The sequence below is a fragment of the Leekyejoonella antrihumi genome (assembly GCF_007845645.1).
In the GTDB taxonomy this organism is placed as follows: Bacteria; Actinomycetota; Actinomycetes; order Actinomycetales; family Dermatophilaceae; genus Leekyejoonella; species Leekyejoonella antrihumi.
On the sequence record NZ_VCQV01000018.1, the window covers coordinates 26396 to 46091 of the forward strand.

At 67.9% G+C, this 19696-nt stretch carries 19 protein-coding genes and 2 pseudogenes; 5 read left to right on the forward strand and 16 right to left on the reverse strand.

From position 1 onward, the window contains the following. Positions 1-13 precede the first annotated feature (13 nt). Positions 14-928, reverse strand: coding sequence for a tyrosine recombinase XerC (locus tag FGL98_RS13275; RefSeq protein ID WP_146317321.1), 915 nt, complete (start codon positions 926-928; stop codon positions 14-16). A gap of 173 nt (positions 929-1101) precedes the next feature. On the opposite strand from FGL98_RS13275, the gene FGL98_RS13280 reads away from it, so the two are divergent. Further along, entirely contained in the window at positions 1102-2367 is a 1266-nt protein-coding gene (locus FGL98_RS13280) for a hypothetical protein (protein WP_146317258.1), read from the forward strand. On the opposite strand, the gene FGL98_RS13285 is transcribed toward FGL98_RS13280, so the two are convergent. Further along, positions 2356-3294, reverse strand: a complete 939-nt coding sequence (locus tag FGL98_RS13285) for a MerR family transcriptional regulator (RefSeq protein WP_186526160.1) — start codon at positions 3292-3294, stop codon at positions 2356-2358. The two genes, FGL98_RS13280 and FGL98_RS13285, sit on opposite strands and share 12 nt — an antisense overlap. 76 nt (positions 3295-3370) lie before the next feature. Here FGL98_RS13285 and FGL98_RS13290 point away from each other — a divergent pair, with 76 nt between their 5' ends. From FGL98_RS13290 to FGL98_RS13305, 4 genes are read left to right on the forward strand one after another with little or no spacing between them, the layout of a single operon-like run. Further along, positions 3371-3829, forward strand: coding sequence for an SRPBCC family protein (locus FGL98_RS13290; RefSeq protein WP_186526161.1), 459 nt, complete (start codon positions 3371-3373; stop codon positions 3827-3829). Continuing rightward, positions 3813-4817, forward strand: coding sequence for an NAD(P)H-binding protein (locus FGL98_RS13295; protein WP_146317261.1), 1005 nt, complete (start codon positions 3813-3815; stop codon positions 4815-4817). Before FGL98_RS13290 ends, FGL98_RS13295 begins: the two co-directional genes overlap by 17 nt. A gap of 17 nt (positions 4818-4834) precedes the next feature. Then, positions 4835-5548, forward strand: coding sequence for a CPBP family intramembrane glutamic endopeptidase (locus FGL98_RS13300; protein ID WP_246136537.1), 714 nt, complete (start codon positions 4835-4837; stop codon positions 5546-5548). Then, positions 5545-6918 (forward strand): cryptochrome/photolyase family protein, encoded by a 1374-nt coding sequence (locus FGL98_RS13305; RefSeq protein WP_146317262.1) that lies wholly within the window; start codon positions 5545-5547, stop codon positions 6916-6918. The genes FGL98_RS13300 and FGL98_RS13305 overlap by 4 nt, the downstream gene beginning before the upstream one ends. Positions 6919-7226: 308 nt before the next feature. Here FGL98_RS13305 and FGL98_RS13310 read toward each other — a convergent pair whose 3' ends face one another. The 14 genes and pseudogenes from FGL98_RS13310 to trmD form a co-directional block, all read right to left on the reverse strand. Beyond that, positions 7227-9302 (reverse strand): MMPL family transporter, encoded by a 2076-nt coding sequence (locus FGL98_RS13310; RefSeq protein WP_246136538.1) that lies wholly within the window; start codon positions 9300-9302, stop codon positions 7227-7229. Positions 9303-9443: 141 nt separating this feature from the next. Continuing rightward, positions 9444-9908, reverse strand: a pseudogene (locus FGL98_RS13315) (metal ABC transporter permease); the annotation flags it as partial. Continuing rightward, a complete protein-coding gene (locus FGL98_RS27125) occupies positions 9821-10435 on the reverse strand; it encodes an ATP-binding cassette domain-containing protein (protein WP_146317265.1) in 615 nt (204 codons plus the stop codon). The pseudogene FGL98_RS13315 and the gene FGL98_RS27125, both read right to left, overlap by 88 nt. Further along, a pseudogene (locus FGL98_RS26935) lies at positions 10432-11316 on the reverse strand (metal ABC transporter solute-binding protein, Zn/Mn family). Before FGL98_RS26935 ends, FGL98_RS27125 begins: the two are co-directional and overlap by 4 nt. 111 nt (positions 11317-11427) lie before the next feature. Continuing rightward, complete coding sequence (gene dprA, locus FGL98_RS13330) at positions 11428-12561, reverse strand: DNA-processing protein DprA (RefSeq protein ID WP_146317266.1); 1134 nt, start codon at positions 12559-12561, stop codon at positions 11428-11430. Beyond that, on the reverse strand, positions 12558-14090 hold the full coding sequence (locus FGL98_RS13335) for a YifB family Mg chelatase-like AAA ATPase (protein WP_146317267.1): 1533 nt from the start codon (positions 14088-14090) through the stop codon (positions 12558-12560). Before FGL98_RS13335 ends, dprA begins: the two co-directional genes overlap by 4 nt. Further along, on the reverse strand, positions 14087-14506 hold the full coding sequence (locus FGL98_RS13340; protein WP_146317268.1) for a YraN family protein: 420 nt from the start codon (positions 14504-14506) through the stop codon (positions 14087-14089). Before FGL98_RS13340 ends, FGL98_RS13335 begins: the two co-directional genes overlap by 4 nt. A gap of 122 nt (positions 14507-14628) precedes the next feature. Next, a complete protein-coding gene (locus tag FGL98_RS13345) occupies positions 14629-14934 on the reverse strand; it encodes a DUF2469 domain-containing protein (protein WP_146317269.1) in 306 nt (101 codons plus the stop codon). After that, a complete protein-coding gene (locus FGL98_RS13350) occupies positions 14931-15644 on the reverse strand; it encodes a ribonuclease HII (protein ID WP_146317270.1) in 714 nt (237 codons plus the stop codon). The genes FGL98_RS13345 and FGL98_RS13350 overlap by 4 nt, the downstream gene beginning before the upstream one ends. Further along, a complete protein-coding gene (gene lepB, locus FGL98_RS13355; protein ID WP_146317271.1) occupies positions 15641-16462 on the reverse strand; it encodes a signal peptidase I in 822 nt (273 codons plus the stop codon). Before lepB (FGL98_RS13355) ends, FGL98_RS13350 begins: the two co-directional genes overlap by 4 nt. Beyond that, the gene (lepB, locus tag FGL98_RS13360; protein WP_246136541.1) at positions 16459-17286 is read right to left on the reverse strand and encodes a signal peptidase I; all 828 of its coding nucleotides are present in this window, start codon (positions 17284-17286) and stop codon (positions 16459-16461) included. Before lepB (FGL98_RS13360) ends, lepB (FGL98_RS13355) begins: the two co-directional genes overlap by 4 nt. Beyond that, the gene (lepB, locus tag FGL98_RS13365) at positions 17283-17921 is read right to left on the reverse strand and encodes a signal peptidase I (RefSeq protein ID WP_186526162.1); all 639 of its coding nucleotides are present in this window, start codon (positions 17919-17921) and stop codon (positions 17283-17285) included. Before lepB (FGL98_RS13365) ends, lepB (FGL98_RS13360) begins: the two co-directional genes overlap by 4 nt. A gap of 30 nt (positions 17922-17951) precedes the next feature. Next, the gene (gene rplS, locus FGL98_RS13370) at positions 17952-18314 is read right to left on the reverse strand and encodes a 50S ribosomal protein L19 (protein WP_146317326.1); all 363 of its coding nucleotides are present in this window, start codon (positions 18312-18314) and stop codon (positions 17952-17954) included. Positions 18315-18529: 215 nt separating this feature from the next. After that, positions 18530-19696, reverse strand: a complete 1167-nt coding sequence (gene trmD / locus FGL98_RS13375; RefSeq protein WP_146317273.1) for a tRNA (guanosine(37)-N1)-methyltransferase TrmD — start codon at positions 19694-19696, stop codon at positions 18530-18532.

Below are 19696 nucleotides of genomic sequence, written 5' to 3' on the forward strand. Positions count from 1 at the left end.
TCAGCGGTGACGGTCATGCGCGCGGATGGGCCTGAGCGAACGAACGGCGCAGCCGCTCGACGGACACGTGGGTGTAGACCTGGGTGGTCGACAGGCTGGCGTGGCCGAGCAGCTCCTGCACCATCCGCAGGTCCGCGCCGCCTTCCAGCAAGTGGGTTGCCGCGCTGTGCCGTAGGCCGTGCGGGCCGAGGTCCGGTGCGTCCGCCACGTGCTGTAGCAGGGCGTGCAGCCCCGACCGCACCGCACGCGGATCGACCCGTCCGCCGCGCCGGCCGAGAAACAACGCCGGACCGGACTGCTCGGTGACCAGCCGCGGCCGACCGCTCGCATTCCACTCCTGGATGGCTTCGGCGGCCGGTCCGCCGAAGGGCACCGTCCGCTCCTTGTTGCCCTTGCCGATGACTCGTACGATGCGCTCCCGGAGGTCGACGTCGTCGACGTCGAGGCCGACCAGCTCGCCGACCCGAATCCCGCTGGCATACAACAGCTCGAAGATCGCGCGGTCCCGCTGGTGGACGGGGTCGTCGTCATCCGCCGCGACCTTCGCGACCTCGAGCAGACCCGCCGCCTCGGACTGCCGGAGGACGCCGGGAAGGGTCTTGGTGCGCTTCGGGGCCGCAAGCCGCAGAGCGGGATTCGTCGTCAGCTGCCCGACGTGAGTGGCCCAGGTGAAGAAACCTCGGGCGGAGGCAGCCCGCCGGGCGATCGTCGCGCGCGCGGCACCCGCCGCGTCCTGCCTCGCCAGGAACGAGCGCAGGTCCGCGAGGCGCACCTGCTGCCAGTCATCGACACCTTGGTCGACCAGGAATGCGCGCAGCGCGGCCAGGTCGCCGAGGTAGGCCCGAATGGTGTGCTCCGACCTGGCCTTCTGCGAGCGCAGGTACCGCTCGAAGTCGGCCAGCAGGCCGCCTTCGAGGGCTGAGCTCATTGGGCTGCTCACAGCTGAAACCGTAGCGCCCACACTCGGCGATTCTCGGGAGGATCGCCGGACAGGTGATCACCTGTGCACCGCCGAGGCCGCCGCAGTAGCCCGGGCTGCGCGTTCTGCCACGACATCCAATCCTCAGGGTGTGCTCAGTCCCAGATTGATAGACACGGCCTATGTCGACCTCTCAGAGGGAGCCCATCTCGCACGTGACCACTCGCCCGGATCAACCCCATCGGCTGCCGACGATCTCAGCGGCGGAGCAAAGCCTTCCCGTCTTCGACGAGCGCGGGCGGGCGGGTCGCGTCCGCAGGATGGTGTGGCAGGTGCTGGTCGCATGGGCGCTTGTGTGGGCGTCGCTCCAGGCGCTGGGAGGCATGTACTCCTGGCACTACTTCGTGACCGGCGGCACGCTGTTGACACACCCTGCATGGGCCTCCGGCGGGCTGCATGTATTTGCCGCACATCCCGAGCTGCAGATGGGACCGGTGGCCTTACTTGGGGCCGGTGTCATCGTCCTCGTGGGCGGCTCCTGGAGCACAGTCCTGGGTGCGCTGGTCATGATGGCTTTAGGGCTGGTAAACCTCCGGATACTCGAACGTACGGGAGCGCAGCTGCAACGTCGACCGATCTCCCCACGCATCACCCTGGTCGCCGGAATGGTCCTGGTTCCAATCTGGTCGGTGCTCGCAGTGCACTTCGGCCACCTGGATGACGTGTTGGCCATGACTTTCGCCACGGCCGCGATCGCCGCAGTGGTCAGATGTCGCATGTGGCTCGCCCCGGTGCTACTGGCGATGGCTGTCGATGCGAAACCGTGGGCGGCGGCGTTCGGCGTGATCCTGCTCCTGTCCCACACTGATCGCGCACGGAGAGTGGGCTTGTTCGTCGCGCTCACGGTGGCGATCTGGCTGCCGTTCCTGCTCGCCGACCCCCGCACGTTGCGGCTCAGTTCATTCACGATCATCAACGCCCCGGACTCCGCCCTGCGTGCCATCGGGATTCACTCCGCGACCACTCCGTCCTGGGATCGACCGGCCCAGCTGGCACTGGGTGCCGCGCTCGCCTGGTGGTGCCTACGGTCCGGCAAGTGGGCCGCAGTCCCCCTGGCCGTGCTTGCCACACGCATGCTGCTCGATCCTGGCACCTACCCGTACTACACGGCCGGCCTGCTGCTCGCCGCCCTGTTCGTCGACCTCATCCATCGCCGTCGCGCACTGCCCTGGTGGTCGATTGCCGTAGCGGGGTGGTTCGTCGTCTCCACCACACTCGTGGGACTGCACCACCTGCAGGCCGCCGGCGATGTGCGCGCGGCGTTCCTGCTCGCGGTGATCTGCAGGCTCTGCATCGGGAGATCCCCTCGGCAGACAACCCCTGGCGCGCCCGAGGGTGCTGGGCAGCAGTCGCACGCAGGAGCCGTCCCGGTCTACTCACCGCTCTAGTCGGTGTCGCATGCCCACTGCAGGCCGACGCAGCACCTGGGCGAGCTGGGCGACGGCGTCCTGCTGCCGGGTCGAGAGCAGCATCGCACCGCTCGCGGCCGCGAGTTCACCGGTTGCGCCAGCACCCGCGATGCAGACCGAAACGCCTCCGATGTTGTCCAGCGCCACGGCCAATGCCTCCTCGCGGGTGCCCGCCAGCACGACCACGGCCGGCGCGACACGGTCCACCACCTCTTGCACGTCGCTTGCGGGAGTGTCCGCGCCGAGATAGTGAATGCGCCAGTCCTGTCGCCCCAGCAGCAGCCCGAAGCACAGCAGAGCGATGTCGTGCTGCTCACCGCTGGGACAGGCGAGGACGGCTGCCGGGCCGCGCGCACTCCCCCACGCCAGCGTCAGGGCGCTCAGCCGCCGCCGAACCAACTGGCTCGCGAAGTGCTCGCAGGCGACCGTGCCCGTCCCGTCGGCCCACTGACGACCCAGCTGCTGCAGGAAGGGAAGGATCACGTCGTCCACGACGTCGCCGAGGGCGAGCGTCGCGAACGCCTCGTCAAGGGCCGCGTGCGCCGCTGCGTCGTCGAAGCGGTCCGCAGCGCGCTGCAGAGCCTGGATGTATGCCGCGTGGACACCGATGGGATGGCCGGAGGACGCACCATCGGGCCCGACGGGGAGCACGGTGGGTTCAACGAGGCTGCTGCGTTCGTCCTGGAGTACGCGACGCACCGCGACCGACACCGACACACCCTCCTGGCGGGCCTTGAGGACGGCCAGGATCCGACGTTCGTCAATCGGTCCGTAGAGGCGATATCCGGAGGCAGTGCGCGTCGGCCGCAGCAGACCGTACCGACTCTCCCAGGCGCGCAACGTGTGCGCGTTCACCCCAACTCGGCGGCTCAGCTCGCCGATCCGGAGCGCTGTCGTTGACTCCATGGAGCCCGAGCCTAACAAGACAGTAACCTTTGACAAACCTTTGACACAATGGATCTGCGTGTCTAGGGTTTGGCTCATGCCGACCTTGCGACGAGTGGTCACCACCACCGCTGACTCCACGACGGTGATGGACTACCTGGTCGACTTCGAGCACGCGACACAGTGGGACTCCGGGACCACCGCCTGCATCAGGATCTCCGGCCATGGCGGAGTCGACACCGTCTATCGCAACACCTCCACCTTTGCCGGCCGAACGGTTGAGCTCGACTACACCGTCGAGAGCCTCACCCCAGAGCGACTCGTCGTCGTGGGCCGCAACAAGTCCACCACCAGCCGGGACACCATCACAGTGACGCCACTGCCCGACGGCGCAAGTGTGGAGTACGTCGCCGAGTTCACCTTCAACGGCCTTGTCGCCCTGGTGGTCCCCCTGGTAAAGCCGATGCTGGAACGGCTCGGCGATCGCACGGCCGAACAGCTCCGGGACTGCCTGGACAACCTGCCGGCTCAAGGAACACGTGCCGACCGCGCATAACCGTGGACTGGCCCTGGTCACCGGCGCGACGGGATACATCGGTTGCCGCCTGGTGCCGCGCCTGCTCGAGGACGGCTGGCGCGTGCGGGTGCTCACTCGCGACGTCGGCCGACTTGCCTCCCGACCGTGGCACGCACAGGTCGACATCGTCGAAGGCGACGCCACGTCGCGGCCGGACCTCGATCGTGCATGCCTCAACGTCGATGTCGCGTACTACCTGGTGCACTCGATGGATGGACGGCCAGGCTTTGTCGACCGCGATCGTCACCTGGCTCAACACTTCGCGGCGGCGGCGAGCGGCGCCGACGTCGGACGCATCGTCTATCTGTCCGGCCTGCACCCAGCAGGGGTCGAGCGCCTGAGCGCACATCTGGCCTCCCGGGTGGAGGTCGGTGAGGTGCTGATGGCCAGTGGCGTGCCGACTGCGGTCCTGCAGGCGGCAGTAATCCTGGGCTCCGGCTCGGCGTCCTTCGAGATGCTGCGGCACCTCACCCACCGGCTGCCGCTGATGATGGCCCCACGCTGGCTGAACAATCGGATCCAGCCCATCGGCATCGGCGACGTCCTGCACTTCCTCGCCTCGGCGGCCACACTGCCCTCCGGCGTCCACCGAACCTTCGACATCGGCGGGCCGGATGTGCTGACCTATCGGCAGATGATCGAGCGGTTCGCGAGGCTCGCCGGTCTTCGTCGCCGGCTGGTGGTGACGGTTCCCGTGCTCACTCCGCGGCTGGCGAGCTATTGGGTCGGGTTCGTCACCCCGGTGCCGACCGGACTGGTGCGGCCCCTGGTCGGCAGCCTCATCCACGAGGTGGTGTGCGCCGAGAACGACCTGACGGATCTGGTCGAGGTGCCGGCCGGAGGGCTGACGGACTTCGACACTGCCGTCAGGGCTGCGTTGGCCGACGAACCCGAACGGCGGCCAGAGCCGGGCACCGTTGACCCCGCGCGCATCACGGCTGCAGATCCGTCCTGGGCAGGCCGTTGAGTCCGGTGTTTCATCCGGTGACCGAGGCGCGCGCCTTCGTCGTGGCTGCCCTGGTCGAGCCGACACCTCGCGACCACCGCGAGCCCGACAGGGCCTTCCGGCGCCGCCGCATCGTCAGCGCTCTCACTCTGGTCGTCGGCGCAGGAGTGCTGACCTGTGCCCTGCACCTACCGCCCGGCAACAACCTGTTCTACCTGGCCACCGTCATCCTGGCCGCAGTCTGGACCACCGGCGCCCTCGCCTCGGGCCCCCTACATCTCGGCAATGCATGGACCCGTGACGGCACGACTCGAAGCCGTGCCGTCGTACAGTCTCTCGCACTCGGCGTGATCCTGGTGGCCCTCTTCACCGTCGGTGCACTGGCCGTGGCACACCTCCCGCCCCTGCGAATGCCGTTGGACGCCCTGCTCGCGCACGCCAGCGAAGGCTCTCTCCCGCTCGTCGCACTGATCACGGCTGCCAACGGGGTCGCCGAGGAGCTCTACTTCCGCGGGGCGCTGTACGCAGGGGTGGGACGGCGGCACGCGGTGGCGGTCACCACGGTCATCTACATTCTGGTGACGGCTGCCAGCGGCGTCGTCCTGCTGTCCTTCGCCGCGGCGGTCCTCGGCCTCGTCGTGGGCCTCCAACGCCGGGTGACCGGAGGCATACTCGGTCCGGTCATCACCCATCTGGTCTGGTCACTGAGCATGCTCTTCGTCCTGCCGTCGGTGCTGGCGGTCGCGTCGTGACTGCCGTGCTGTGGCTGCGCCGCGACCTGCGCCGCGGCGACCAGCCCGCCCTGCATGAAGCGGCAGCGGATGGCCCGGTCGTGCCACTGTTCGTGATCGATCCCCAGCTCTGGCAGCAGGCCGGCCCGGTGCGTCAGGCATGGCTCGCCGCAAATGTCCTGGCAGCGGACCACGCCTACGACGGGCACCTGTGTGTGCGGATGGGGCGCCCCGAAGCGGTCGTCGCCCAGGTTGCCGCCCAGTCCGACGCACGACGCATCCACGTCAGCCGAGAAACGACACCGACAGGCGTGCGGCGCGATGCGCGGGTCCGGTCGCGACTGGCCGAGCAAGACGTCGCGCTCATTGAGACGGGCACCCCGTATGCCGTGGGGCCGGGTCTCATTCGCACGAAGGCCGGCGAGCCGTACCAGGTGTTCACGCCGTTCTCACGGGCCTGGCGAGAGCACGGTTGGCCGGCGCCGGCGCCGGCGCCGCACCGACTGAACCTCGGTAGCGCGGAGAGCGACTCCGACGCGCATGGGCTGCTGCAGCAGGCACGGAAGGCGTGCCCGATCCTGCTGCCCGTGGCAGGTGAGGAAGCAGCACAGACCCGCTGGAGGCAGTTCGCAGACACGCACCTCGACTCGTATGCGACCGGCCGGGACCGCCCCGACCTGGACGTCACCTCGCACCTGTCGGCCGATCTGAAGACCGGGGCGATTCACCCGCGGACGATGCTGGCAGATATCGGCGCCCGTCGAGGCGACGGCGTGCAGCGCTTCATCACCGAGCTGGCCTGGAGGGAGTTCTACGCCGACGTCCTCTGGCACCATCCGCGCAGCGCCTGGCACGACCTTCGACCAGCACTGGGCGGTCTCTCCTATGATGACCCGAACGAGTCGGCGGTGGACGTCGAGGCGTGGAAGCACGGGCGCACCGGGTTCCCCTTCGTCGACGCGGGCATGCGGCAGCTCGCCGAGACGGGCTGGATGCACAACCGCGTGCGCATGGTGACCGCCAGCTTCCTCACCAAGGACCTGCACCAGTGGTGGCCCATCGGCGCGCGGCACTTCCTCGCGCACCTGATCGATGGCGATATCGCATCCAACAACCACGGCTGGCAATGGGTGGCGGGCACCGGTACCGACGCCTCCCCCTACTTTCGCGTCTTCAATCCTGTCACGCAGGGCAAGCGCGTCGATCCCGACGGACGTTACGTGCGGCGGTGGGTGCCCGAGCTGCGGCACCTGCCGGGTGCCGCAGCCCATGAACCGTGGCATGATCCGGCCGGATACGACCACGGCTACCCGCAGCGCATCCTCGACCACCGTGAGGAGCGCCAGGAATCGCTGGCTCGATATGAGGCGGCTCGACGGCTTCACCTGTGACCGCCGGTTTCGGGTGCTCAACCCCGCCCACCCTCCGATCGGGCGGGCAGTCGACCAGGCAGTGGGACGCATTCGAAGCTTCGACCGCAGCGTGCTGGTGCGAACGGCGGAGCCGCCGGCCATCCTCGGCGACCCCCCGCCGTCACCTCGGCGAGATCCACGGGTGCGACACGAACTCCTGGCAGGTGGTCACGCATCACGCCGTCCCTGATGCGCTGCCGGCAATGCCACCGCTGACGGGCGACTTCCGCCCACCGACCCTCTGACACGGACCGGCGCACGACCGATCGGTCTGCCGGGCACCGGTGTCAGGTGGCCGACTCTGACTCATCCTCGGGTGTGCGGGCCAGGCGGCTGGGCCACCAGATGGCCGGCCCGATGTCATGTGCCAGCGCGGGCACCAGCACCGATCGCACGAGCAAGGTGTCGAGCAGAACACCGAACGCGACGATGAACGCGATCTGTGCCAAGAAGAGGATCGGTATGACGCTGAGCGCCGAGAACGTCGCAGCCAGAACGACTCCGGCAGACGTGATAACTCCACCGGTCACCGCGAGGCCGCGACGCACCCCAGCCCGGGTGCCATGACGCACACTTTCCTCTCGCACCCGCGTCATCAGGAAGATGTTGTAGTCGATACCCAGCGCCACCAGGAACACAAACCCGAACAATGGAACCGAGGGATCTGCGCCGGGGAAGCCCAGGACATGGTTGAACACGAGCGCCGACGCGCCCAGGGTGGCCGCGAAGCTGAGCACGACGGATACCAGCAGCAGGACCGGTGCGAGCACCGCACGCAGCAGCAGCATGAGCAGCACGAGGACCACCGCCAGGACAATCGGAATGATGACGCTACGGTCTCGCTCCCCTGTGCGCTGTGTGTCGAGCTGCACCGCGGTTGCACCTCCGACACTGGACCCAGGTGCCTTCGCGTGCTCGACCACCCGCATGCGCTTGACCACGGCCACGGCCGCATCGCTGTCCGGTGCAGCCTTCAGCACCGCCTGGACCTCGACTCGCCCGTCGACCACCTTGGGCTTGGCGTCTCCGGCGATCTGCTGCCCACCGTCTCCGAGCAGCGTCGCCGAGCTGATGCCTTGGACCCCCGCTGCGGTCCGCACCATCTGCCGCGCAGCCTCGGCGGGTCCGATGACGACCACTGGGCTGCCCAGGCCGGCCGGGAAGTGCTCTGCGGCAACCTTTTGCCCGGTGACCGACTCGGCGTTGTTCAAGAACAGCGCACTTTGGGAGACCCCACTGGCTTTCAGCGTCGGCAGAAACGCTGCGAAGACAATGAGCACCCCCGTCGCCACGACCCAGAGCAGTCGAGGGCGACGGCCCACCTCACCGGCAACGCGTCCCCATACCCCGGTCTTCTCCGGATGCGGTGAGCCATATTCGGGACGTCGTGGCCAGAAGCCCGCACGACCGAGCAGCACCAGCACTGCGGGCAGGAACGTCAGAGCCGACGCCAGGGATCCCGCGATGCCGATGGCGGCGACCGGGCCGAGACTGCTGGTCGAGCGCAGGTTGCTGAACAGCAGACACAGCAACGACAGGATCACCGTGATACCGGATGCCAGGATCGGCGCGAGGGACTGACGCAGTGCCACCTGCATCGCCCGGAATCGCGACTCGTGCTCGCGCAGCTCCTCTCTGAACCGCGACGTGAGCAGGAGCGCATAGTCGGTGGCCGCGCCGACGACGAGGATGGACAGGATTCCCTGACTCTGACCGTTGAGGGTGATGACGCCCTGCTTCGTGAGCCAGTAGACGACTCCGCTGGCCAACGCCAGGGCAAAGAGCGCCGAGACCAGCACAACAAACGGCAGGATGGGGCTGCGATAGACGACCAGGAGAATCAGGATGACCACCGACACAGCGACGACCAGCAGGACACCGTGGATGCCACCGAACGCGCTCGTCAGATCGGCGGCGAATCCTGCAGGTCCGGTGAGGTAGACCTGCAGTCCCGGGGGCAGCCCCGCCGACGTGTTCCGGCGAAGCTGGTCCACCACGGCAGGCAACTGGTGCTCCAGGGTGCCGTTCAACGGAACGATCAGCTCGAGCGCTTCCCCGTCCTTCGACGGCAAGGGTCCGACTACCGGCCCTGAGATGCTCTTCCCGAGGCTGACCGCGTCCTTGATCTTGCCGACCGCAGCCCGATCAGCGGCGGTGATACCCGCATCACGCTGATACACCACGACGGCCGGGTTGATCTCCTTCTCCTGAAAGGTCTTCTGCAGATTGGCCACGCGGGTGGCCTCGGCGGTCGTCGGCAGGAACGCCGAGGGGTCATTTATCGCGACGGTGCCGAGCTTGCCCGCAAACGGCCCGGCGACCGAGCCAACGACCAGCCACAGCACGACAAGCACAATGGGCACCGCCACGACCCATCGACGCCGTCTTGCCCTCGCGTCTGGGCCGGGCGCACGATGAGACACAGTTGTGCAGTCTAGTTACCGTCATCGGTTGCTTCGGCTGGAACCGACGACCACCTGGCGCACGTCTGGCAGCTGGTTGATTCACACCGGAGCACCGATCGAATCCTCGGCCAGACGAGCCGCTACAGGGGCGCGGCGGACCCGTCGCATGCCGATGACGCGGCAGACGAGGTAGATGGCGAAGGAGATCGTCGTGACGTGCGGACTGATGGGCACACTGCTACCCAGCGCGAGAAGGATCCCGCCGACAACCGAAACAAGCCCGAACGTCATGCTCAGCATCGGCACGACCCGAGGCGATGAGGTGACTCGCATAGCGGCCGCCGCCGGTGTGCAGATCACGCTGAGGACCAACAGGGCGCCGATGATCTGGACCGAGATGGCCACTGCGAGACCGAGGATCAGCATGAAGACGACCACGATCGCGGTGCCGCTGAGCCACTGCAGCTGCGGGGCGTCTACCGCCACGATCTGGCCGATGAGGAGTCCGAACTTGTTTGCCGCGCGGCCCTGATACAGAGACAGGAACAACACGCCGAGCCCGAGAGCAACGAGGGATCTGCGACCAGTGCCTGCGCGATCCTGACCCGCTGCTGCTCACCCCGGACAGCAGCCCGACCGGGGCATTCGCGTATTCGCCGGCGCCGACCGCATCCAACGCCTCTCTGGCCCGATCCCATGGCACCGAGAAGGGGCGCCCGATGCCGAGGCGATGCCCGTCCAAGCCCTGTCGCACAACATCTTTGGCCCGAAGTGGTGGTTGCGCGATCCATGCCTCGCTGTTGCGGGACGTACCCGATCTCTCGATCTCCGCGGCGCGCCGGATGACCCGCGACGATCACTCGCCCCGAGGTCAGGGGTTGCAGTCCCAGCACTGCTCGCAGCAGGCTCGTCTTGCCTGAACCGTTCGCGCCGAGCACTGCGAGGAACTCGCCCGGTTGCACGTCGAAGGTCAGGTCCGACCACAGCCGTCGGTCACCATACCCAAGGCTGGCGTCGCGCACCTGCAGTGTCGCCGGTCCATCCGGCGAGTCTGCGCCGGGGCCGGGGCGCGGAGTCCGGCCGCCTCTCATTTGAGTCCCTCCTGCACCGCGACCAGGTTGTTTCGCATCCACGAGAGATAGGTCTTGCCCTGCGGCAGCGTCTCGGTCACCGGCACCACGCTCACCTGATTCTGTTTGGCTGCGTTCAGGACGGCTGTGGTCTCGGGGCCGGCCGTGTGTTCGTTGTAGGCCAGCAACTTCACCTCGTGCTTGGCGAACAGGTCCAGCGTTACCTGCAGGGCCCGCACAGACGCGCCGGTTCCCTCCTCGACAGCCTCACTGAACTTCGCGGGAGTCTTGTTCACCAGCCCGCATGCTTGCAGCACATACAGCGGCACGGGCTCGGTGATGGCAACTCCCTCGCCCGAATGCGCTGCCTTCACTCAGGATTCCACACCTTCAAGCACTCGGAGCTTGCTGACGCACGCCTTCGCGTTCTGCTGGTAGGTCGTTCGGTGACCCGGGTCCGCCCTGCTCAACGCGGCGGCGACCTGGTCGGCCACCTTCTGCACGGTCGGGAAGTCGTACCACACATGCTCGTTGAGCTCGCCGTCGTGCGCGCGCTTACCCGACAGCTTCACCGCGTTCAGCACCACGGCACTCGTGTTGTCACTGGACGCCAACATCGTGTGCACGACATCGTCGTATCCCCCACCGTTCTTCACCACGAGGTTCGCCTGCGACAGCGCCAGCTGGTTACGGCTACTTGCCTCGTACGAGTGCGGGTCGGTGTCGGGATTGGTGATGATCGAGGTGATCGTGACGTTTCGACCCGCGCGTTCCCCCGCGACCTGGGACACCACATTGCCCCAGACATCGGTTGAAGCCACCACCGAGACCTTGCCCGACCCCGACGAAGAGCTGCCTCCGGCAGCGGGTGCAGCTCCGTGCGCGCTGCACGCCGCAGTCATGGCAATGAGCACCGCCGCGGCCACCGCGCCACTCGTCTTATTGAGAATCGTGTCATCACGGTCGCCGCTATACAGCGATAATGAGAACAGTTATCACTGGCTCGGCCGGAATCACCCGTCCGGGGCTTGGCGCCGCCATCCGTTGTCCTTGCGTTCGGCCATACCCCGGAGCTGCAGGTGGCCCAGTCCGCGCAACACCTCCGAGGCCGACAGACCCGCCGACCGAGTCAACCGGTCCACACTCGTGGACTGATGCACCGTCAGGGCATCAAAGATCCGTCGCGGAATCTCCGGCAGATCGTCACGCACCCGCACCTCACCACGCTGCACCGGGGCAAGGTCCGCCCCGATCTCACCCAGCAGCTCCGCACACTCGGCGGCATCGGTCACCAGCACCGCACGACCGTCGCGCACCAACGCATGACACCCGGCACTCGTCGGCGAATACACCGAGCCCGGCACCGCCGCCACCACTCGACACAGCGCCTCCGCATGCCGCGCGGTGTTCAACGAGCCCGAGCGCAACCCCGCCTCCACCACCACCGTGCCCGGAGTGATCGCCGCAATCAGCCTGTTGCGCGCCAGGAACCGCTGCCGCTGCGGCGACGCGCCCGGCGGCGACTCGGAGATGACGGCGCCATGTTCGACGATCTCCTCCAACAGGTTGGTGTGTGCGGCCGGATACGGCCGGTCCACGCCACCGGCCATCGCCGCGACCGTCGGCCGGTCCGCAACGATCGCGCCCCGATGTGCCGCCACATCGATCCCGAACGCCGCACCGGAGACCACCGTGAAGCCGCGGGACGCGAGGCCGTGCCCCAGCTCCTGCGCGACCTGCACGCCATACGGGGTCGCACTGCGCGCCCCAACAATCGCCACGCTGCGCACCGTGCCGTGCGCCAAGTGCTCACTTCCCTTGACCCACAGGCAGGCCGGTGGGCAGGCCAGCTCATCCAGACCGGATGGCCACTCGTCGTCGCCCGGCAGCAGGATCCGAATGCCGAGCCGCTCGGCCACTGCCAACACCCGGTCGACATCCAGATCGGCCACTCGGGCAGCACACCGATCAAACCTCCCGCCCGCGTTGTGCCGTATCCGATCCCACGCCCCCACCGGCCCATGCTCCAGAATCACCGGTGTCAACACCCGATCCAGCGGCTCGACCACCTTGCTGATCGCCACCCGAGCCCGCAACTCCACCTCACGATCCAAGCTCTGCGGCGAGGACTCCGTTGAGCAGCTCATGCCGCCACCTGAGAAGTGCGAAGGCACAACGCCTCACCCAGCTCATCCGGACCGGGACGCTCCACCCCACGCAGGTCGGCAACCGTCCACGCCAAGCGCAGACACCGGTCGTACCCTCGCAACGTCAACGCACCCGTTTCCAGCGCGAGACTCAGATCACGAGTAACCGCGCCCGGCAGCATCCACTCGCCCCGCCGCAGCACCGGCCCCGGAACCTGACTGTTCAACCGCCACCGGCTGTGCTTCCACCGTGCCTCCTGCCGGCGCCGAGCCGCCAGCACTCGCTCGGCAACCGTCGCCGTGCTCTCCCCCTTGGACCCGGCCAGCGTCAACCGCGTCACCGGGTGCATCTGCAGATGGACATCCACCCGATCCAGCAACGGTCCCGACAGCTTGCTCAGATAGCCGCGCCGCAGCACCGGCGAGCACGTGCACGACGCCCCCTTGCCGTAGTTGCGCCCGCATGGGCACGGATTCGCGGCCAGCACCAACTGAAACACCGCCGGATACCGCACCGTCCCCCGTGCCCGCGCCACCTCGATGAACCCCGACTCCAACGGCTGCCGCAGCGCATCCAGCACATCCCGCTTGAATTCTGGCGCCTCGTCCAGGAAAAGCACCCCTCTGTGAGCTCGGGACGCCGCGCCCGGGCGCACGTTGCCCGAGCCACCGCCGACAACGGCGGCCATGGTGGTGCCATGGTGCGGCGCTACGAACGGCGGACGCTCCACCAGGACATCATCGGTGAGCGCGCCGAGCACCGAGTGGATCGCCGTCACCTCCAGGGCCTCTCGACGATCCAGCAAGGGAAGCAGACCGGCGAGTCGCTCGGCGATCATGGTCTTGCCGACACCCGGCGGCCCGACCATGGCCATGTGGTGCCCACCTGCCGCGGCGACCTCGATCGCATGCCGCGCCTCCTCCTGACCGGCAACGTCGGCCAGGTCCGGGCCGTGCTGCTCCTGCCGGTACTGCGGCGCAGGTAGGTCCGGCTCCGGCACGGGTTGATGACGGCGCAACAGGTCGTACCGGCGGGCAAGATCGGCCAGGGAGGCCATCGGGATCACCTCGACGTCGGGCACCAGGGAGGCCTCGGCGGCGTTCGCCATTGGTACGACGACCTGCGGGACGCCGGCCTCCGCGGCCGCGACGACAGCCGGCAGGACACCGGTCACCGAGCGGATGGAACCGTCCAGCCCGAGCTCACCCAGATGAACCACCTCGCGGGCGAGGGTGGCATCGACCACCTTGGCGGAGATCAGCACCGCTATCGCAATCGCCAGGTCGAAGCCGGAACCATGCTTCGGCAGCGCGGCCGGTGACAGGTTGACGGTGATGTGCTGCTTGGGCAGCTGCAGCTCGCTGTTGGCGAAGGCGGCCCTGATCCGCTCCGGCGACTGCCGGCAGGCTGTGTCCGGCATACCGGTGATCACGAATGCCGGTAGACCACTCGAGACGTCCGATTCGACCTGCACCACCCTGCCGTCGATCCCATTCACGGCAACGGACTTCGTGCGCCCCAGTGTCATGAGGTCACATCCGATATGTGGGTGATCTGCGGACGGCCACCACGGGGGGCCAGGACCCCGATGACGTCGATGCGGACGCGCGCCACACCCAGTGGGTGGTCCCGCAGCCAACACGACGCAAGCCGTCGCAGGCGCGCCGCCTTGACCGGCGTCACCGCCTCCACCGGCGTGCCGAACCTGGTGGAGGTGCGGGTCTTGACCTCCACCACGACCAAGGTGTCGGCGCCCTCGTCAAGGGCGACGATGTCGATCTCGCCCTCTCGGCAACGCCAGTTGCGATCGATCAGGACCAGCCCGCGGGACTGGAGGTACCGCGCCGCGGTCTCCTCCCCACGCCGACCCAGATCGTGCCGTGGATCTGCTCTGCGGCGCTCAGCACCCGGCTCCTTCGCGGCCGGCGGCGAGACATCCGTCATATCCGATCACCTCCACGACTCAGCCTGCTGGCCTGGGAGGCGGTGCGCCGAGCGGTCTTGCTCAGGTGTGCACGGCCGTGCGGACCGACTGCGGGTGTGGACGAGGTTCGGGTGCGATCGGGCTACTCCGGCAGCTCGAGCTCGCGGGCCGGCAGCTCCTCGACGTTGACGTCCTTGAAGGTGATCACCCGCACGTTCTTGACGAACCGCGCCGGGCGGTAGACATCCCACACCCACGCATCGTTCATCCGCACGTCGAAGAACACCTCGGCCCCCTCGCCGCGCACGAGCACGTCGACGTCATTGCACAGGTAGAAGCGGCGCTCGGTCTCCACGACGTGACTGAACAGACCGACGACGTCGCGATACTCCCGGTAGAGCGACAGCTCCTGCTCGGTCTCGTACTTCTCCAGGTCTTCCGCACTCACTGGTCCACCTTCCTTACGTCACCGACCATGACTCCATCTTGCCCTGCATCCTCGGGGCGGCAACGCCGCCACGATCGACGGTGCAGCTCGCAGGGTCCCAGCCTCGCGAGCGCGGCCAGATGCTCGGGCGCGGAGTAGCCCTTGTTGCCCGCCCAGCCATATTGCGGAAAGTGCTCGTGCTGACCGGTGAGGATCCCGTCCCGCTCCACCTTGGCAAGGACACTTGCCGCGGCCACCGACGAGCAGGACATGTCGGCCTTGATCAACGTCTGCACCGGCGGGGTCGACGGCGCCTCGGACAGCAGCCCCAGGAGGCCCTCCCGCACGGGCTCGGTCAGCCAGTCGTGGTTGCCGTCGAGGATGACCAGATCTGGGACGATGTCCAGCTGGGCCAGCGCTCGCTGACCGGCCAGCCGCAGCGCGACAATAATGCCGACCTCGTCGATCTCGGCGGGTGCCGCATGGCCCACGGCGTAGGCTCGCGCCCACCGCCGCAGCGCCGGCACCATGCGCACACGGGCGGCCGGGGTGAGCAGCTTGGAGTCCCTGACCCCGGGTGGAGCGCTGCGGCTCGACTCGTCGATCACCACGACCCCCACGGACACCGGCCCGGCGAGCGCACCTCGTCCCACCTCATCCATACCCGCAAGCACGCGGTAGCCCTGACGCTGCAACGAGCGCTCGAATCGCAGGCTCGGTCGGACACTCATCTCGGGCTCGGTTCGGGGACCTTCGCGAATACCTTGGGATAGCTGTTCACCGACCCGATCCTGCTGAGCGGCCAGGCGATCGCCACGACCTCGCCGCTGATGTCGCTCATCGGCACCGACCCGGTCGCGCCCCAGGTCGCGCCCTTCCCATGGACGCGGGAGTCCGCGGAGTCACCCCGGTTGTCGCCCATGACCCAGACCCGGCCGGCCGGCACGGTGATGTCAAACGTCTGGATGCTCGGCGCGTTTCCCGGCTTGATGTAGGGCTCGTGGATCGCAACGCCGTTGACGGTCAACAGGCCCTGCTTGGTGCAGCACTTGACGCGGTCACCGGGTAGCCCGATCAACCGTTTCACGAGATGTTCGCCCCCTCCGGGGAGCACCCCGACGAAGACGAGCGCGTCGGAGATGCTCTGGCGCAGGGCGCTCGGCTTCGGCAACGGGTCCGGACCCCAACTGGTGGGCCGCTTGAAGACAATCACGTCCCCTCGGTGCAAAGGCGAGTGCTGCGGGGTGAACTTGCTGACGATGATCCGGTCGCCCGGCAGCAGCGTGTTCTCCATCGACTGCGACGGGATCGAGTAGGGCTGCGCGAGGAAGGTCTTGACCAGGAACGACAGGGCGAGCGCGATCACCACGATCGTCGCGATCTCACGGTAGAAGGCCCGTCGCGAGGTCTTCCGGGCCGCCACCTTGTGGGCCGGCGCCTCTCCGGGCCCGGGCGGATCCGATGGCCCGGTGTCATCCGTGGAGCCGTTGCTCACCTGCGTGTCCTCCTCCTGCGGTGCCATCGGGTGGTCGTTCTCATCATGCGTCATGGACCGGGCACCTTGTCGAAGGTGGTGGAGTAGTTCGAGAGCCAGGACATCCGGTCCAACGGCCAGACGATGGCAACGGCCCGCCCGGTGATGTCCTTCTCTGGCACGGACCCGGTCCGGCCCGTCCCGTCGTCGTGGTACCGCGAGTCGCCGGAGTTGCTGCGGTTGTCACCCATCACCCAGACCTTGCCGGGCGGCACGGTGATGTTGAACTTCGTCATGCTGGGCGGGTCACCCGGTTTCAGGTACGGCTCATGGATTGCGACACCGTTCACCGTCACCAGGCCCTGCTTCGTGCAGCACTTCACGTGGTCGCCGGGTAGTCCGATCAGTCGCTTGATCAGGTGGTTGTCGCCGGCCGGGTAGAGACCGACGAACTCCAGGGCCTTGACCACCGGCCCCGGGTGCGTCGGCGGCTCATCCAGCCAGCCGCCTGGATCGGTGAAGACAATCACGTCGCCACGCTGCAGTTCGAACGGCCCGGGGGTGAGCTTGCTGACGACCACCCGGTCGCCGTAGATCAGCGTGTTGTTCATCGACCCGGAAGGGATCCAGAACGGCTGCAGCAAGAAGGTCTTGATCAACAGGGACAGCACCAGCGCGACGACCACGACCACCGTGAGCTCGCGACCGAAGGCGGCCAGAGCGTGGCCGTGTCGACGTCCGCCCGGCGGGTCGGCGTCAGGGGTATGCGGTGTGCTTCCGGGCGGGCCGTCGCCCGTGCGCTGCGGCGGCACTGTCTCGCCGTGCGACTCGACGCCCATCGACTGCTCGCCCCCAGCCCGGCGATGCAGCAGTGGAAGCCGGTAACGGTCGTTGCTCACGAGCGGAGTCTCTCCCACGAACCTATGGGCCAGTAACGCAGCACCACCTTGCCGATGACATCGCCGATCGGCACGCACCCGCCGCCGGGGCTGCCGAGATGGTTGCGCGAGTCGTCCGATGCGGGCCGGTTGTCTCCCATCACGAACAGACAGCCGGGCTGCACGACGACGCGCAATGGCACCTTGCTGGCCTTCATTCCCGCCGGCAGGTAGGGCTCCTTGACCGCATGTCCGTTGACCGTCAGCACGCCGTCATGCCCGACCACGATCTTGTCACCGGGCAGTCCGATCACCCGCTTGACGTAGTCGGTCTGATCGGTGCGGATGCCGATGGCGTCGCCGGCCGAGCGGATTGCTCGGACCACGGCGTTGGAGGAGTCGCCGGCCGCCAAACCGAAGGCGTCCGTGGCATTGAAGACGATGACCTCGCCGCGATGCACGTGGTCCTCGCCGATCTTCCACACGACGATCTGGTCACCTGGCCGAAGGCCGGGCTCCATGGACCCCGTGGGGACGGTGAACGTCTCGAAGAAGATGCCGCGGACCAGCACCACCAGCAGGACGATCACCAACACCACGATCAACCAGCGGCGGCGTCGTGAAACAGGCGATGACGTGACCTCGCGTGAGGTCACGTCATCGCCTGTGGGGTGCAACGTCGAGACTCAGGCGCGGCTGGCCGGCGTCTCGCGCTTCTCCTTGATCTTGGCTGCCTTGCCGCGCAGGTCGCGCAGGTAGTACAGCTTGGCGCGACGAACGTCACCGCGGCTGACGACCTCAATCGACTCGATCACCGGGGTGTGCAGCGGGAAGGTGCGCTCGACGCCCACGCCGAAGCTGACCTTGCGGACGGTGAAGGTCTCGCCGATGCCCCCGCCGTGCCGGCGGATGACGACGCCCTGGAACGCCTGGACGCGCGAACGGGTGCCTTCGACGACCTTCACATTGACCTTGACGGTGTCGCCGGCGCGGAACTGCGGGATGTCGGAGCGAAGGCTCGCGGCATCGATGTCATCGAACTTCTGCATCGTGTGCTCTTCCTTGTGGCGCCACAGGTCGCCACCGTCATGGGTCAGGTGTGCGTCCGTGGTGCTCTTACGTCGGCCACATGAGGTATGCCGGTCACCGGCTCGGGGAGCCATGTCACCAGCCGTGCTCACTCCCCCTGCGGCGGGGGCCGAACCGATGCTGGACGCAAGGAGTCATTCTGCCAGACCGAAGCACCGATGCGGAAATCGGTGCCTCAGCCCCGTCGCCTAACGAACCGCACGGTCCCCGACACCCCGGACGGCGCCGGGCGGAACCCCGCCTTGCGGTAGAACCGGTGGTTGCCCGTGCTCGCAGCACCGGTGACCAGCGTGTATGCGGTGGCGCCGGCCGGCGCCACCGCCTGGATGTGCTCCAGCAGCATCCGGCCGAGCCCTCGGCCCTGCAGGTCGGGGGCAACCATCAGCCGGCCGATGTGCCAGTCGGTCCCCACCAGCCGCCCGCGCACGGACCCGATGAGTCGGCCGCCGGAGCGCACGGCATACGTCTGCCAGTCCTGCAGCGACTGGCTCATCGTGTCCAGCGTCTCGCGCATCGCCGGGATGTCCAGGGTGTCGTTTGCGATGCCCTCCTTCAGCCAGCAGGCATGCGTGAGGGTGAGCAGCTCGCCCGCGTCGGCGGGCACAGCGACCGTGACTGGGACGCTCTCGAGGTCGGCCGAGGTGATGGCCGACGCGGTGTGCAGCAGGTCGGGGCGTCGGGCGGCAGTGCGCTCCAGCCTTTTCCGGTGGCGCCACGAGGCGATCCGGCCGTGGTCGCCGGACAGCAGGACGTCCGGCACGTCGAGCCCGCGCCAGCTCGCCGGTTTGGTGTAGACGGGGTATTCCAGCAGGCCGCCCTCGTGCGACTCCTCGACCAGCGACTCGGCATTGCCGATGACCCCCGGCACCAGTCGCATGATCGCCTCGACCATGGCGAGCACCGCGACCTCACCCCCGTTGAGCACGTAGTCCCCGAGGGACACGACGCGCACCTCGGCGAGGTGGGCGGCGTGCTCGTAGACCCGCTCGTCGATGCCCTCGTACCGTCCGCACCCGAAGACGAGCCAGTCCTCGGTGGCCAGTTCACGGGCCATCGCCTGGGTGAACGGCATGCCGCCCGGGCCGGGCACGATCAGCACCGGTCGGCTGGCCTGACCGGCCACCAGCCGATCGAGTGCCTCACCCCACGGCTCCGGCTTCATCACCATGCCGGCTCCACCGCCGTAGGGGGTGTCGTCGACCGTGCGATGCCGGTCGTGGGTGAAGTCGCGCAGGTCGTGCACCCGCAGGTCGAGCACCCCGCGCCGCCGGGCCTGCCCGATCAGTGACAGGTCGAGGGGCGCCAGGTACTCCGGGAAGATCGTGATGACATCCGCGCGCAC

Excerpts from the sequence above, each read along its gene's own strand:
- FGL98_RS13275 (WP_146317321.1), bottom strand. The coding sequence starts at position 928 with ATGAGCTCAGCCCTCGAAGGCGGCCTGCTGGCCGACTTCGAGCGGTAC.
- FGL98_RS13280 (WP_146317258.1), top strand. The coding sequence starts at position 1,102 with ATGTCGACCTCTCAGAGGGAGCCCATCTCGCACGTGACCACTCGCCCG.
- FGL98_RS13285 (WP_186526160.1), bottom strand. The coding sequence starts at position 3,294 with ATGGAGTCAACGACAGCGCTCCGGATCGGCGAGCTGAGCCGCCGAGTT.
- FGL98_RS13290 (WP_186526161.1), top strand. The coding sequence starts at position 3,371 with ATGCCGACCTTGCGACGAGTGGTCACCACCACCGCTGACTCCACGACG.
- FGL98_RS27125 (WP_146317265.1), bottom strand. The coding sequence starts at position 10,435 with ATGAGAGGCGGCCGGACTCCGCGCCCCGGCCCCGGCGCAGACTCGCCG.
- dprA (WP_146317266.1), bottom strand. The coding sequence starts at position 12,561 with ATGAGCTGCTCAACGGAGTCCTCGCCGCAGAGCTTGGATCGTGAGGTG.
- FGL98_RS13335 (WP_146317267.1), bottom strand. The coding sequence starts at position 14,090 with ATGACACTGGGGCGCACGAAGTCCGTTGCCGTGAATGGGATCGACGGC.
- FGL98_RS13340 (WP_146317268.1), bottom strand. The coding sequence starts at position 14,506 with ATGACGGATGTCTCGCCGCCGGCCGCGAAGGAGCCGGGTGCTGAGCGC.
- FGL98_RS13350 (WP_146317270.1), bottom strand. The coding sequence starts at position 15,644 with ATGAGTGTCCGACCGAGCCTGCGATTCGAGCGCTCGTTGCAGCGTCAG.
- lepB (WP_146317271.1), bottom strand. The coding sequence starts at position 16,462 with ATGACGCATGATGAGAACGACCACCCGATGGCACCGCAGGAGGAGGAC.
- rplS (WP_146317326.1), bottom strand. The coding sequence starts at position 18,314 with ATGCAGAAGTTCGATGACATCGATGCCGCGAGCCTTCGCTCCGACATC.